We start from the raw sequence: 14,847 nt of genomic DNA, 5'->3' as shown, positions 1-14,847 counted from the left end.
CCTTTGTTTTTCTTTTTGCCCATTTTGCTATGGGCTTGTGACGCAGTTTAGTACTTTGTACAGGAACAAACAACAGGCAAAAAATCAGCGGATTTAAGTAGTAAATTGCAGTAAAGAAGAAAAAAATCCTCTGGATAAACTTTCATCTGTCACATTATTAGGGGATAATACGCGACCTTTAATTGTGGAACGGTATCTTAGGTGCGCAATTTTGCGTGGATCGACTAGGATCACTGAAGGCCAACTTCTCTGAGTAACAGTAATGAGCATTGAAAAGTTAAGAAATATTGCGATTATCGCACACGTTGACCATGGTAAAACTACCCTAGTCGATAAGCTGCTAGAACAATCTGGCACATTAGAGACACGCGGTGGCAACGAAGAGCGTGTAATGGATTCAAATGATATTGAAAAAGAGCGTGGTATCACAATCTTGGCGAAAAACACCGCCATTGAGTGGAACGACTACCACATCAATATCGTAGACACCCCGGGACACGCCGACTTTGGTGGTGAAGTAGAACGTGTACTATCAATGGTTGATTCTGTACTTCTACTAGTAGATGCACAAGAAGGTCCAATGCCTCAGACGCGTTTCGTAACGCAAAAAGCATTTGCTCTTGGCCTTAAGCCTATCGTTGTTATCAACAAAATTGACAAGCCAGGCGCACGTCCTGACTGGGTTATGGATCAAGTATTTGACCTATTCGACAACCTAGGCGCGACAGATGAGCAGCTAGATTTCCAAGTTATCTACGCATCTGCTATCAACGGTTGGGCGACACTTGATCTAGACGAACCGTCTGACAACATGCAACCTATGTTTGAAGCGATTGTTGAGCAGGTAGAGCAGCCAGACGCAGATCCAGCTGGCGACTTCCAAATGCAGATCTCTCAGCTAGACTACAACTCTTACATCGGTGTAATCGGTGTTGGTCGTATCAAGCGCGGTACTGTTAAAGTAAACCAGCAGGTAACAATTGTTGGCGCTGATGGTAAAACACGTAACGGTAAAGTTGGCCAAGTACTGACTTATTTAGGTCTTGACCGTCACGAAGCGCAAGAAGCGCAAGCGGGCGATATCATTGCGATCACAGGTCTTGGTGAACTTAAGATCTCTGACACAGTCTGTGATGTAAACGCAGTTGAAGCACTACCTGCACTGTCTGTTGATGAGCCTACAGTAACAATGACGTTCTCTGTAAACACGTCACCGTTCTCAGGCCAGGAAGGTAAGTTCGTGACATCACGTAACATCCTTGAGCGTCTTCAAGCTGAGCTTGTACACAACGTAGCACTTCGCGTTGAAGAAACAGATAACCCAGATAGCTTCCGCGTATCAGGCCGTGGTGAACTTCACTTAGGTATTCTAATCGAAAACATGCGTCGTGAAGGTTACGAGCTAGCTGTATCTCGTCCAGAAGTAATTCTTCGTGAAGTAGATGGCCAGTTAGAAGAACCGTACGAAACAGTAACAGTTGACGTTGAAGAAGAGCACCAAGGTTCTATCATGGAGCAACTTGGTCTTCGTAAAGCAGAAATGACTGACATGGCACCAGATGGTAAAGGTCGTATCCGTATGGACTTCATGATGCCTTCACGTGGTCTTATCGGTTTCCAAACTGACTTTATGACGTTGACGTCTGGTTCTGGTCTAATGTACCACACGTTTGATCACTACGGCCCACACAAAGGCGGTAACATTGGTCAACGTAAGAACGGTGTACTTATCGCAAACGCGGCAGGTAAAGCACTGACTAACGCACTATTCAACCTTCAAGACCGTGGTAAGCTATTCATCGGTCACGGTGTTGAAGTATACGAAGGTATGATCATCGGTATTCACGCACGTGATAACGACTTAACCGTTAACGCGCTTAAAGGTAAGCAGCTAACGAACGTTCGTGCATCAGGTACTGATGAAGCGCAAAACCTTGTGCCACCAATCGTAATGACACTTGAGCAAGCACTTGAGTTCATCGATGATGACGAGCTGGTAGAAGTAACGCCTGAAAGCATCCGTATTCGTAAGAAGCTATTGACTGAAAGTGAGCGTAAGCGCGCAAGCCGTCAAGCTAAATAAAGCTTAATTTCGAATATAAAAAACGCCGCATACTTCGCGGCGTTTTTGTTTATGTTATTTTACTAAAATAAACCGTATTCTTCCGTTTCTATTGGCGCATAATCTTTTAAGTGCTCCGGCCTAAAAATCGCACTTGGATCCAATACCAAGCTGTGATTATCACCTTGCTTGATCAGCCCTTTCATCATTTTCTTGGTTTGCGGGTCAATATCAAAACCGACATTGGTCATCTCGTGTAATGGTTTAATATCTGACTCATCACAATGAATATTGTCTTCCACTTTATCCACTAACAGCCCTATGTGTGGCTGCTGGCCATTTTCCGTGGTAAAGACGATAATCGGCTTGTGATCAAGAATAATTTGATCTCTGGCAGACTCAAACAGTCGGATCAATTTAGTAAAGGTTGTGAGCTTTTCTTTCTCTAGTAAGGCGATTGCTTGCTCTTTTAGGGCCTTGCTGGACAAGGCGAGTATTTCATCGGCGATAGCATGTAAGCGAGTATGTGGCTCTTCAAAGCGCGCTAAAATTGCTTTTAGGTCTTCATTATCTGTTTTGAAGTTATAAAACCATTTGCCAAATTCTGATTGCTTGGGATCTCTGGCTTGAGTGAAGGGGACGTCATTATGCACGCTGATCTCAAGCTCTGAGAGCCACGCTTTTTGGTCTTGCTCTCTTTGCTGTAACAGTTCAACCAAAGATTGGTTGGTGTCATATGAAGATTGGTTATTCAGGATAAGCCCCAGATCAAAGATTGGGGTTGGTGTGCCCATGTAATCTTTAACCCCCAAAAAGCTCGGGTTGTCATTGGGCAATGAAGTGAGGTTTCCTTCATAGCGTTCGGTCAATAAGATATCTAAAATTTTGAGTGATATTGTTTTTTTTCCTACTCGAAAATTGATCAGGTCCATGTTTGCCTCAAACATTAATTGCTTGAGCTAAGCATAGATCAATATTTTAAATAAGACCTAAATACCGGGCGCTGTGAGGTGCTTTTTTGTTGCTGGTTTAACAGCGATTGGAGCGCTTTATCTGTGCTTAACGTATGGGGCATCGCGGTGGCGATACACGCGGATAGTTTGGTGTAGTCGCAGTGCTGAAGCGATTTTGAAAATAAGTAGGCATTTACAAACCCTTCAAAGGATTGGTAAGTCACGGTTTGCTGATGTGTTTTTGATAAGCTGCGAAATAAGTTGCAAATGTCTCCATGACACGTATTGGGATCGGGCAAGACTTCGGTCACCATCACATGAGCGGGCACCGTGATGTCAGCAAACAGAGAGGCAGATGATACAAACGAAACGCTGGTATAGGTGCCTCTAAAACCACCTCTGTGCGCTTGATTGATAAACGCAGCAAGCGGCTCGTAGGTGCCAATCATGGCAATGGCTGTTGCTTGTGTGGTTAATATCTGTGTCAGCGCTTTTGCGACATCATTGGTATTGCGACGAAAACGTGCGATGACAACAGGTTCAATGCCTTTGTCTTTAAGCGCTTGGCGGTGACTTTTTTCTAATGTGAGGCCAAATTCATCTGCTTGAATAAACAACGCAATTTTTGTGTGTCCAAGTTCATCGACAAGATAGCGAACTTGCTCTTGGGCTTCATCTAAGTAGCTTGCTCGGAGTTTAAAAATAGGGAACCCCGGGTTTTGATATAAGAATTCGGCGCCAGTGTACGGCATCAATAATGGCAGCTGGTGGCGTTTTAAAATCTCTTTGATTGCATGTGTGGTGGGCGTCCCCATGTTGCCGATCAGGGCATCGATGTGCTGATGCCTGATAAGGTACTGCGTATTATCAACCGCGCGGCTCGGCTCATAGCCATCGTCGAGTGCAATGAGTTGAATATGGGGTTGCTTCGTATCGGATTGTTGATTGGCGTAATTAAAGTAGAGCTCATGACCTTGCTTAAGTTGCTGGCCAATATGACTGGCAGGTCCGCTCAATGCGACGCTCATGCCTAATTTAATGTGTGTTTTGGGTTGTGCCGCAATCTGCGCGGATACAATGAATAACGTGCTAATAAGGGCCGTTTTTACGAGTAATTTCAGCATAAACTTCCGATAACAGTGACTGATAGGCCAGCTGTAATTGTTTTTTAGACTCTAATTTAAGTGCTTTGGCTAATTCTTTTGGCTGATGTCGTTGTAATAATAGTTGAATTACCTGCTGTTGAGCAATCCTTGAAAGCGAATTTATGATGCTGGGCTGTGTTTTTATAACTTGCTGTATTGCTGGTGCAATTTGTTGCTCTGTGGCTGCTTTAGTGGCCAGGTATGCCACTTGCTTATTCAGCTGTTCAGGCAGCTCTCTGTCGGGAAGCGTGGTTAGTAAGCTGCGAACAAGCGTCCAAGGTAACTTAGCGTATAGACTGCTCAGTGCAAAGAAAAATTGCTCAGCAAAAGCATCTTGCTCTGCGTTAAGCGCAATTTTGCTATTATCATGTACAACCAACACTGCAAACTCACCGCTGGCTTTATCTTGCTTAAAACCTAACTTCATTGGTTTAAAGCCCAGCTGTTGCCAGTAATTTTGAAGCTGAGACTGCGCGCCAAAGCTGCTGCCAAAATAACTAACTTGGCTGTTTAGCTGTGCCATGACGAAGCGAATTAGCTCGCTACCAATGCCCAATTTTTGGTGTGATGGTGCCACCGCAATACGCACGATGCGTGCGCCTTGTGCGGTGCAAAACTGGGTGTTGCCTAAGAGTTGAGTAAGCTGTTGCGCCATTAAATGACCTGCTGGTCGGCGCTCACCCAGTGCAATTTTACTGGCAAGCTCAGGTGCTAAGTTACCCTCTAAACCGACTAAACATACTGCGACGGGGTGCTGATTTTGGTTGACGACAAACAGTCGGTGATTGGGGCTATCTAATAGCTGCCTCAAGTCATTGACTGATGTTTGATAATGCGCCAAGACCAGTAAAGCAAAGATTTGCTGCAACAAGGTTTCATTGTGAATAAGCGTGTCGCGACTGATTTCGCTGTATTCGAGTGTGCTCAGTGCAGGTTCTATCGCTGAATATTGACTGTCGAGTGCCAGCAGTTGGCGCATATGTTGCTCTAATGGATCACCTGCGCCATAGCGAATAGGTTCTTGGAGATGCAAGTCTAAAAAGTGTGGATGCTTGGCTTTGAGATGCGCTTTAAAACGCAGTGTATAGCCGCGGCCATTACCTTCGTAACCTACTAAGGTGCTGGCAAATATAATATTGGGATATAAAGTGAGTAACTGTTTTAAAATTGGTACCGGTATCGCAGCAGCCTCATCGATGAGCAAGAGGTCGCACTGAGGCTTGGTTGTGAGCACAATATCAGGGGGTATGTAGGATAATGTCTGAGAATGGTTTTGATTCACCGCTGGCACAGTGAGGTCAAGGGCCTGCGCATAGTGTTTAAAGCCATTTTGTACTGCTCGGCGTTGCTGTGCGCATAAGATAACCTGTTTGTCAGCGAAGGCGGCGGCAATTAATCCGAGTGTTGCTGACTTGCCGCGTCCTCTGTCCGCACTGAGTAATACTGGCGTATTGGATTCGCGTTGAAAATGTGCTGTGATGAGTGCGACTAGGTGTGTTTGAGATTGTAGGTCTAAAGTGGATTTATCTGCGCAGTATTGAGCGGGAAGATTCGCCTCGCCTGATTCATTAATTAGCCAGCAGTTTTGTTGTTGGACTTGGTGTGCAAAGCGTTTTAAAAAGGGGCTTTGTGTAGCCTGTTCGCCTTCAGAGAGCCAGCGTGTCAGCGCTGGATCACACCAAGATGCTAGAGTTGATAATTCTGGCAGCAACAGTACTAGCAGCCCACCGGATCTGACTGTGCCAGTGCATGCTGCGAGCTTATTAGGGACTACGCCGCTGTATCCATCATACAGTACAAAATCGAACTCCTGACCTAGGATTTGGTGCAAGTGCTGTGGCCAAACAGCATTGTCCAAGGTGCTATCATCACTCAAAATAAGCTGTTCAGTAGAGTGAGCAAGGCGTTGAAAGTACGCTTGCCCCCAGCTTCTGCTGCCACAAAGTAGCAGCAGTTGGCGGTGCCTTGCGTTTTGCAACGCAAGGAGTAATGAGTCGAGATTAAATGGCTTGCAGTCTTGCATAAGCCGTTACCAGCCACTTAGTACCGACGTCGTCAAAATTGACCTGAATACGAGATTGCGCACCAACGCCTTCGTAATTGAGTACGGTACCTGCACCAAATTTTGCATGCAGCACACGCTGCCCAAGGTTGAAGTCGCTGTCTTCAAACGCGGCGTGGCTGACCGATGCGCTGAAGCGATTGGTGGCAGCTGGCCTAGATACTTGAGTTTTAATGCGGATCTCTTCAGTGCAGTCTTCAGGTAGTTCACGCAAAAATCGAGATGGGCTATGGTATTTCTCTTGGCCATACAAACGACGACTTTCAGCATGACTGATATACAGCTTTTGCATTGCGCGAGTCATTCCGACATAACACAGTCGGCGTTCTTCTTCTAAGCGCCCAGACTCTTCATGGCTTTGCTGTGACGGGAACATGCCTTCTTCTACACCCACCATAAAGACCAGTGGAAATTCTAGACCTTTGGCCGAGTGCAGCGTCATCATTTGCACAGCATCTTCGTGTTCATCAGCTTGACCTTCACCAGACTCGAGTGAGGTATAGGCTAAGAAGCCTTGCAGTGGCGAGCTAAACTCTTCTTCTACCGGCAGCTCAAATTGGCCACACGCATTGATCAATTCTTCTAAGTTCTCTACTCGGGCACGGCCTTTTTCACCTTTTTCAGCTTGATACATGGCTAATAAGCCTGAGTGTTCGATAGTGGTTTTGGCTTGTTCAGCCAGTTCGAGTTCAACCAGCTTTTCATCTAGCTGTTCAATTAATTCAATAAATCGTGTTACTGCTGTGGCTGCACGCCCTGTCAGATGTTGCTGCTCGATGACAGCTTTGGCCGCATACCATAGTGGTAGAGATTCATTGCGTGCACAGTCACGAATATGACTCAGCGTTTTGTCGCCAATACCACGAGTCGGTGTATTGATCACACGCTCGAATGCGGCATCATCGTTACGGTTGCTGATCAGGCGCAAGTAAGAGAGCGCATCTTTGATCTCTTGACGCTCGAAGAAGCGCATACCGCCGTAAATGCGATACTTTAGGCCTTCTTGTAAAAGGGCTTCTTCCAGTACACGAGATTGCGCATTATTTCTGTACAAGATGGCGCAGTCTGTCAGTGCATTGCCATCTTGTAGCCAAGATTTAATTTTGCCTACGGTAAAGCGTGCTTCATCTAATTCATTGAAAGCGGCATAAATGGAGATTGGCTCCCCTTGTGTGCCATCTGTCCATAGGCTTTTCCCCATTCGTTCTGAGTTATTTTGAATGAGGGCATTGGAGGCTTTCAAAATAGTGCCTGTCGAGCGGTAGTTTTGCTCAAGGCGAATGGTATCGGCATCAAAGTCTTTTAAGAAACGTTTGATGTTTTCAATTTTCGCACCACGCCAGCCGTAGATACTTTGGTCATCATCACCGACGATCATTATGTTGTTGTCACCACCGGCGAGCAGGCGCAGCCATTGGTATTGAATGCTGTTGGTATCTTGGAATTCGTCTACCAACATATGCTTGAAGCGTTGTTGATAGTGGCGCAGCAGTGTCGGTTGTTGCTGAAGTAATTCGTAGCAACGCAGCAGGATTTCGGCAAAATCGACCAAACCAGCTCTATCACAGGCATCTTGATAGGCCGTATAAACGTTCAGCATGAGTTGCTCACTGGCATCATAGGCTTGAATGTCTTTGGGGCGTAAACCTTCATCTTTTCGGGCACTGATATACCAACTAAGCTGCTTGGCAGGCCATTTTTTCTCGTCAATATTCATTGCCTTGAGTAGACGTCTGATCATGCGCTGCTGATCGTCTGAATCTAGGATTTGAAATGACTCAGGTAAGTTCGCTTCTCTGTGATGGGCGCGTAGAATACGATGTGATAAGCCGTGGAAGGTGCCAATCCACATACCGCCAACTGGACTTTGCAGTGTTTCTTCAACACGAGTACGCATTTCTTTGGCGGCTTTATTGGTAAAGGTTACAGCAAAAATGCTGTAAGGAGAGGCGTGCTCTACCTGCATTAACCAAGCGATACGGTGCACCAGCACTCGTGTTTTACCAGAGCCTGCGCCAGCCAGAATAAGCATATTGCTGAGCGGTGCAGCAACCGCTTCACGCTGCTTGTCATTCAAGCCGTCAAGTAATTCAGATACGTCCATCTTTGCGCCTATTTCGAAAAGTGAGGGCAAAGTATACCTAGCGTCGCATTTAAAGCCCAGTTTTCAGCGAGTATTTCAATCGCTTAAAATATAACTAATTGAAAATTAATTATATTTAATTTCCACTTCACTGTCTTTTTATACAGTTTTTAGCCTAGAATTTGCTTTAAACGTTTTTGCATTTCTTGGACTAATAAGTCGGGCTGAAACTTAGATAAAAATGCATTACACCCGACTTTCTCCACCATAGCTTGGTTGAAACTGCCGCTCAATGACGTATTGAGTATGACATAGAGATCTTTGAGCCTTTCGTCATTGCGTATTTCATAGGTAAGTCGATAGCCGTCCATGACCGGCATTTCAGCATCAGTGATCACTGCCATCAGTTCTTTGTTAACGTCAATGCCTTCATCTGCCCAGTGCTTAAGCAGATTAAGTGCTTCTTGGCCATCTGTTGCCGGAATGATCTCTATGCCAATTTGCGCCAAAGTATCAGAGACTTGACGGCGAGCAGTGGCCGAATCATCTGCGTGAAGAATTTTGCGTCCTTTAAATTGATTTAAGATACTCTGGTCGAGTACGCCCTCTGGGATCTCGATATCGTAGTCAATGATTTCAGCAAGCACTTTTTCCACATCGATAATTTCCACAATGTGTTCGACCCCTTCACGTTGGACCTTGGTTAATGCCGTCAAATAATGATTTCGGCCGACCGTTTTTGGAGTTGGCATAATGTCTGACCAAGTGGTATTGACGATGTGATCCACTTTACCGACTAAAAACGCTTGTACGGTACGATTATATTCGGTGATTACAAGGTTGCTGTCATCGTCGTATTCAGTAGGTGGCATGCAAATCGCTTGTCGCAAGTCTATAACGGGGATGGATTCTCCGCGTATATTGGTGACACCTGCAACCTTAGGGTGGGCGTTAGGCATTTTGTTTAAATGAGGTAGTTTAACGACTTCTTTTACTTTAAATACATTCAGTGCAAACAGGTGTCTACTGTGTAAATGAAATAGCAATAATTCAAGCCGGTTTTCACCTACCAACTGTGTGCGTTGATCAACTGAAGCTAACACACCCGCCATACTTTCACCTCATCATCTTGCTGCTTTTCAAAGTATACACATATAACAGTAAAAATTACGAGTTCTTTACCTCAGTCAACGTACAAATGCCGTATTTACTGAAAAATATAGGATAAATTAATTTTTTGCCTGTAAAGCATTGACTTGTTTATTTACTGATAGATGATGTCATGCAGGGATAAAAAGATAGGATCAGGATAACTAATGCCAATTGTCATGAAGCGCATGCTGCTACAAATCCAAAGTCACATCAACCGAGCAAGCTGGCAAGTCCTAGTGTTGGCAACAGTCAGCCATATGTTATTGACGTGGGGGCTGTTATGGCTGGCACAAGAGCAAGCGTTATTACCTTTTAGTACATTCGTTTATTACTATGTCGTGACTACCTCTACGGTGGGCTATGGGGACTTGAGCGCTGCGTCTGAGTTTGGACGATGGGTTGTAACCTTGGTGCAGATCCCATTTGGTTTAGCGCTGTTTGGCGTTTTATTAGGGAAAGTTGGACAAGAAATTACAATATGGGTGAAAAAAGCAATGAAGGGCGATAAAGATTTCTCACATCTACATGACCACATCATTATTTTTGGTTGGCATTCAACCAGAACGGAAAAGATGATTGAATTTATCTTGGCAGATAATAAGCGTATTGAGCGACGGATCATTCTTGCCGTACAAGAGGAAATGGAGCACCCATTATTACGTTACCCTCAAGTAGATTTTGTGCGCTTAGCAAGCTTTACAGATGATACAGAATTATCTCGCGCCGCTATTCAGGAAGCCGATAAGATCATTGTGGATGGTAAAGATGATGATCATACATTCACCACTGCGCTAAAGCTCAGCCCAATGGTGAAAGACACAGCACATATCAGTGCCCATTTTATTGATGAAACCAAAGCACAATTACTGCGCGTGCACTGTGCGAATGTCGAGTGCTCAACGGCTATGTCTGCTGAAATATTGGTGCGCTCTATGCAAGATCCCGGCTCTAGTCGTATACAGGAAGAGCTGTTATCGACTTTGCGAGGTGACACGCAATTTAGTTTGCAAATTCCGCGCTCGCTGGCTGCGTGTGAATTTGGTCAGTTGTTTATGTTTTTCAAAGAGCATCACAATGCAACTTTATTAGGGGTTGCCCATGACCGAAGTGGTCAGGATATGGATTTAAACCCACCGCTAAATTATGCCCTCAAAGGTGGGGACTTTATTCACTATATTGCGCCGCAGCGGGTGTTAGAAAAAGAGGTGGCTTGGGAGCAGTTATGACCGAGTTGATGTTAATGGTTGGGATGGTATGCCTTTACTTAGTGCCTATTGCGATGGTGGCTGGTAGTAAACGCTCTAAAGGACACGAGAAAAACGGCTGGTTGATAGGCACCTTGTTTTTCTCATGGGTTGCATTGCTACTGTACGTTACAATGATCCCAAAAACTGGGCGAGTGAAAACTCGCCGCAAAAAACACAGTTAACTTATCTTTTAGACATCGCGATGATGTGAAGCCACTCAGTTTCTGTGACTGGCATGATGGAAAGCCTACCGGCTTTTTTGAGTGCCAGTTCAGTGATGGCATCCTCTGCTTTAATGGCTTTTAGGGTCACTTGAGAAGGTAATTGTTCGACATATTGCACGGTGACACCTATCCATCTTGGGTTCTCAGGGGATGATTTAGGGTCGTAATAATCACTACTGGCATCAAATTGATACGGGTCTGTTTGCGCCCCCTCGGTCACTTTAGCGATACCGACAACGGCTGGTACTTTACAACTTGAATGATAAATAAAGACCTTATCGCCCACCTGCATCTGGTCGCGCATAAAGTTACGCGCTTGGTAGTTGCGAATTCCTTCCCAAAATGTGCTTTGCTCAGGTGCGTTTTTTAAATCATCGAGAGAGTATGCATCAGGTTCTGTTTTGAATAACCAATAAGCCATTATAAGTACTCAATTAAAAGTAGATTAGTGTATTATTATCACTAATCGCAGTAACTACAATGGTGAGGTGACTTATGAGTCAGGTTTTACAGGATTTACTTGATTTATTGAGTTTGGAAGAAATTGAACAGGGGATCTATCGCGGTCAAAGCCAAGATTTAGGGTTCCCACAGGTCTTTGGTGGGCAAGTGATGGGACAAGCCTTGTCTGCAGCGAAATACACGTTACCCGAGGGCCGTTATGTCAACTCTCTGCATTCTTATTTCTTGCGCCCAGGCGATGCCAGTAAACCCATTGTATATGATGTAGAAAATATTCGTGATGGACGCAGCTTCAGCACAAGACGAGTGAGTGCAATCCAATACGGGAAACCGATTTTTTATATGACGGCGTCGTTTCAAGGTGATGAACCAGGTTTATCCCATCAATCTGAAATGCCGGTTGTGCCAGAGCCTGAAACTCTGAAATCTGCGCTGCAGTTTTATCAAGATAATGCTGAGTTGATCCCAAAGGCACTGAGACCTAAGTTTACCCAAGAAATGCCGTTGGATATGCGCCCAGTTAATTTCCAAAATCCGTTTCAGCCACAAAAGGCGGCAGCTAAGCGTCACGTGTGGTTTAAGGCTAATGGCACCATGCCAGATGAAAGGCGTATTCATAATTATTTGTTGGCTTATGCGTCTGACTTTGAGTTTTTACCAACAGCTTTGCAACCTCACGGTCTATCATTTATGCAGCCGAATATGCAGGTTGCGACGATTGACCATGCGATGTGGTTTCACCGTCCATTTAGATTAGACGATTGGATGCTTTACAGTGTAGATAGTCCAAGCGCAAGCAATGGTCGCGGTCTGGTACGTGGGCAGTTCTTTAATCGTCAGGGTGAACTTGTGGCATCCACGATACAAGAAGGGGTGATGCGCCAACGATAAATCGGCGCATCGGTAACGAATTTAAACGGTATCGTTAATAGATTGCCAGATCCGCGCCGGCAGTAGCTCTGTGAGGAATGCTTGCAACTCTTCAAGCTCGGGTTCTGCATTGATGGTCTGCTGCTCTGAAATACTGATAAAGCCTTGTTCACGCAATGCGTTGATGAAGTTGCTCAGTACTTTTTTGTCAAAAAACTCAGGGCTCTTTATCCCATGCAGGGTCCCTAAACGATTGGCTAAGATGTCACTTTCCTTCTCTAAATCAGGACGTTTGATGCCTTGATTATTGATCACGAGACTGCTGGTGATGGCATAGCGCTCAAGGGTTAAGTGACACACCTTACCTAACATTTCTAGCTTAGCGAGCGCGCGATTGTCTTTACTTGCAACCGCCTGAACACCGTCAAAAGTAATTAAATCATGCTGCGCAAAGCTTGCTAGGATATCCTTAACATAGCCACTTGGCATAGGGGTTAAAAACCACTCTTTTGCAAATAGCGGATAAAGCTTTGAAAGTTTTTGCTCACACTCTTGCGTGGTCATACTAAAGCGATTAAATAGCATTTGTGCCAGTACACTAGGTACTGCAAATAGATGCAAAATATTATTACGATAATAGTTGAACAGTGTACGCTCTTTCTCTTTGATGGTGATGATGTCACCTAACCCATCTTGCAGTACTTCAAATTTATCGAGTTTAAGCGCATGGGCCAGCAGCGCTTCAGCATCTTCATCTGGTTGGGTAACATGTGCATTATATTTGGCGCGCTGTTGCAGTGCCAAATAAAAGCGTAGTTGCTCCAGCAGCTTTTGCTTACTCAAAGCAAATTGCTCATTACTGAGTAAGATGGTCGCAAGTACATTAATCACGTTCAAAGCAGCACTGGCGTTGATGTTCGTCATGATTTGGTCGGCGACGTTGGCGACTTGGTTGTTAAGCCACTGTGGTTTTGGTGCGTCTTCAGCACTGATTGCTTGGCGCCAATCGGGTTGGTGTTCATTTAAATACTGGTTTAGATTGATGGGCTGGCCAAAGTTTAAATACCCACGTCCGTAGTTACGTAAGTTCTTAATGGCTTTGAATACGCCTAACACAGATTCATTTTTTTTATTGTTACCAGCGAGCTCTTTGAGGTAGGTGTTGATCTCCATAACGTGCTCATAACCGATGTAAACAGGCACAATCGAAATAGGTCTATCTATGCCTTTAAGCATAGATTGCATGGTCATGGCTAACATACCTGTTTTGGGTGGTAGCAATCGACCTGTACGGCTGCGGCCGCCTTCAGTGTAAAACTTGACTGAGTAGCCTTTAATAAATAACTGACTCAAATACTCTTTGAAAACCGCAGAATAGAGCTTATTACCGGCAAATGAGCGGCGAATAAAAAACGCGCCTGAGCGACGGAAAATACCGCCTGCTGGGAAAAAGTTCAGATTGACACCAGCGGCAATATGAGGTGGCACCAAGCCTTGGTGATAAATGACATAAGTTAGTAACAAGTAATCCATGTGAGAGCGATGACATGGTACGTAAATGATTTCATGTCCCTTATCTGCCAGCGATCTCACTTCATCGGCGTTTTTGACTTCAATCCCGTTGTATAACTTGTTCCAAAGCCAAGTCAGTACACGGTCGGCGACACGCACCATGGCATCAGAGTAGTTAGCTGCGATTTCATCCAGTAGCTCTTGGGCGTTGAGTCTTGCTTCATGATGGCTTAAGCCTTTTGCTTTCGCTTCTTCAGCAATGGCCTTTTTGATATTGGGCGCGGCGAGAATAGAGTTAAACAGGGCTTCTCTGGATGGGAGCTTAGGTCCAGTGGCGGCAAGTTGCTGACGACGGAAGTGGACACGGGCTACACGTAGTAGTTTTTGCGGTAGCTCTTCTACATCGGCTTTATCATTCATTAATTGCTCAACGGCAATGGGTGCCGAAAAGCGCACAAGACTATCTCGGCCTGAAAACAAAACGACCAAACCTTTACGAAGCCAACTAGGCGTCAGTGAATGACTCAATAGCGTCCCAAGTCCTGGTTTTTCTTTACCTGGATCTCGACCCCAAAATACCGAAACAGGCAGGATTTGTGCTTTGATTTCGGGATTGGCCTTAAGTGCGTGAAATATGTCTTTGCTGAGTTGTAGTGCGTTACTAGGTTTGGCAGATTTAGAAAACAACGGCGTTGGATTTTGCATCGCAATAAAACGCGGCACTTCGGTATTGCCTATATTTTGCGATTGCATCGGGCTTGGCAGACCAAGCTGTTGGCACATGCGATCAATGGCTGCGAGATCGGAATGGGAGTTTAATCTCGTCACGTAAAAAGTTGGCAGGTTCGGATCAAGGCCAAATTGCTCGATTGGGTTTTCTGGCAACAGCTTACTTTTAACTAAAAGCCAATTAGTCCAGCGTGCAAGCACGTTGAGACTTTGGGATATAAAGCGCATATACAGTACCAAATAATAATTTTTGTAATAGAATATCAAGGATTCACTGGACTGACCATGGTCCAGTGCTGCCCTGCGTTGTATCGCCTGTAGCCGAGTTACGATGTTTGAGGTACCA

The 14,847-nt window shown here is 44.9% G+C and carries 11 protein-coding genes; 4 read left to right on the top strand and 7 right to left on the bottom strand.

From position 1 onward, the window contains the following. Window positions 1–262: 262 nt before the first annotated feature. Entirely contained in the window at window positions 263–2,083 is a 1,821-nt protein-coding gene (gene typA, locus QNM16_RS18240) for a translational GTPase TypA (RefSeq protein ID WP_039607527.1), read from the top strand. A gap of 62 nt (window positions 2,084–2,145) precedes the next feature. On the opposite strand, the gene QNM16_RS18235 is transcribed toward typA, so the two are convergent. From QNM16_RS18235 to QNM16_RS18215, 5 genes are all read right to left on the bottom strand, one after another. Then, a complete protein-coding gene (locus QNM16_RS18235; RefSeq protein WP_284021791.1) occupies window positions 2,146–2,994 on the bottom strand; it encodes a chemotaxis protein CheW in 849 nt (282 codons plus the stop codon). A 38-nt stretch (window positions 2,995–3,032) separates the two neighbouring features. Continuing rightward, window positions 3,033–4,139, bottom strand: coding sequence for an ABC transporter substrate-binding protein (locus QNM16_RS18230; RefSeq protein WP_284021790.1), 1,107 nt, complete (start codon window positions 4,137–4,139; stop codon window positions 3,033–3,035). Further along, window positions 4,105–6,183: a GNAT family N-acetyltransferase gene (locus QNM16_RS18225; RefSeq protein ID WP_284021789.1), complete on the bottom strand. Its 2,079-nt coding sequence runs from the start codon at window positions 6,181–6,183 to the stop codon at window positions 4,105–4,107. Before QNM16_RS18225 ends, QNM16_RS18230 begins: the two co-directional genes overlap by 35 nt. Next, window positions 6,161–8,326, bottom strand: coding sequence for a DNA helicase II (gene uvrD / locus QNM16_RS18220; protein ID WP_284021788.1), 2,166 nt, complete (start codon window positions 8,324–8,326; stop codon window positions 6,161–6,163). The genes QNM16_RS18225 and uvrD overlap by 23 nt, the downstream gene beginning before the upstream one ends. Window positions 8,327–8,475: 149 nt before the next feature. Then, window positions 8,476–9,417, bottom strand: coding sequence for a chemotaxis protein CheV (locus QNM16_RS18215; RefSeq protein WP_039607532.1), 942 nt, complete (start codon window positions 9,415–9,417; stop codon window positions 8,476–8,478). Window positions 9,418–9,621: 204 nt separating this feature from the next. Between QNM16_RS18215 and QNM16_RS18210 the strand changes: the two genes are divergently transcribed. Then, complete coding sequence (locus QNM16_RS18210) at window positions 9,622–10,683, top strand: potassium channel family protein (RefSeq protein WP_284021787.1); 1,062 nt, start codon at window positions 9,622–9,624, stop codon at window positions 10,681–10,683. After that, the gene (locus tag QNM16_RS18205; protein WP_284021786.1) at window positions 10,680–10,886 is read left to right on the top strand and encodes a hypothetical protein; all 207 of its coding nucleotides are present in this window, start codon (window positions 10,680–10,682) and stop codon (window positions 10,884–10,886) included. The genes QNM16_RS18210 and QNM16_RS18205 overlap by 4 nt, the downstream gene beginning before the upstream one ends. A 1-nt stretch (window position 10,887) precedes the next feature. On the opposite strand, the gene QNM16_RS18200 is transcribed toward QNM16_RS18205, so the two are convergent. Beyond that, the gene (locus tag QNM16_RS18200) at window positions 10,888–11,349 is read right to left on the bottom strand and encodes an EVE domain-containing protein (protein ID WP_284021785.1); all 462 of its coding nucleotides are present in this window, start codon (window positions 11,347–11,349) and stop codon (window positions 10,888–10,890) included. Between the two features lie 74 nt (window positions 11,350–11,423). Here QNM16_RS18200 and tesB point away from each other — a divergent pair, with 74 nt between their 5' ends. Next, window positions 11,424–12,281, top strand: a complete 858-nt coding sequence (gene tesB, locus QNM16_RS18195) for an acyl-CoA thioesterase II (RefSeq protein WP_284021784.1) — start codon at window positions 11,424–11,426, stop codon at window positions 12,279–12,281. A 21-nt stretch (window positions 12,282–12,302) separates the two neighbouring features. Here the strand turns inward: tesB and plsB are convergent, their stop codons facing one another. Next, on the bottom strand, window positions 12,303–14,729 hold the full coding sequence (gene plsB / locus QNM16_RS18190) for a glycerol-3-phosphate 1-O-acyltransferase PlsB (protein ID WP_284021783.1): 2,427 nt from the start codon (window positions 14,727–14,729) through the stop codon (window positions 12,303–12,305). Window positions 14,730–14,847: the final 118 nt, after the last annotated feature.

The organism is Pseudoalteromonas umbrosa (assembly GCF_030125375.1).
GTDB classification, from domain to species: domain Bacteria; phylum Pseudomonadota; class Gammaproteobacteria; order Enterobacterales; family Alteromonadaceae; genus Pseudoalteromonas; species Pseudoalteromonas umbrosa.
Note: the sequence above shows the minus strand (reverse complement) of the source record. Positions and strands in the feature narration are given on the sequence as shown.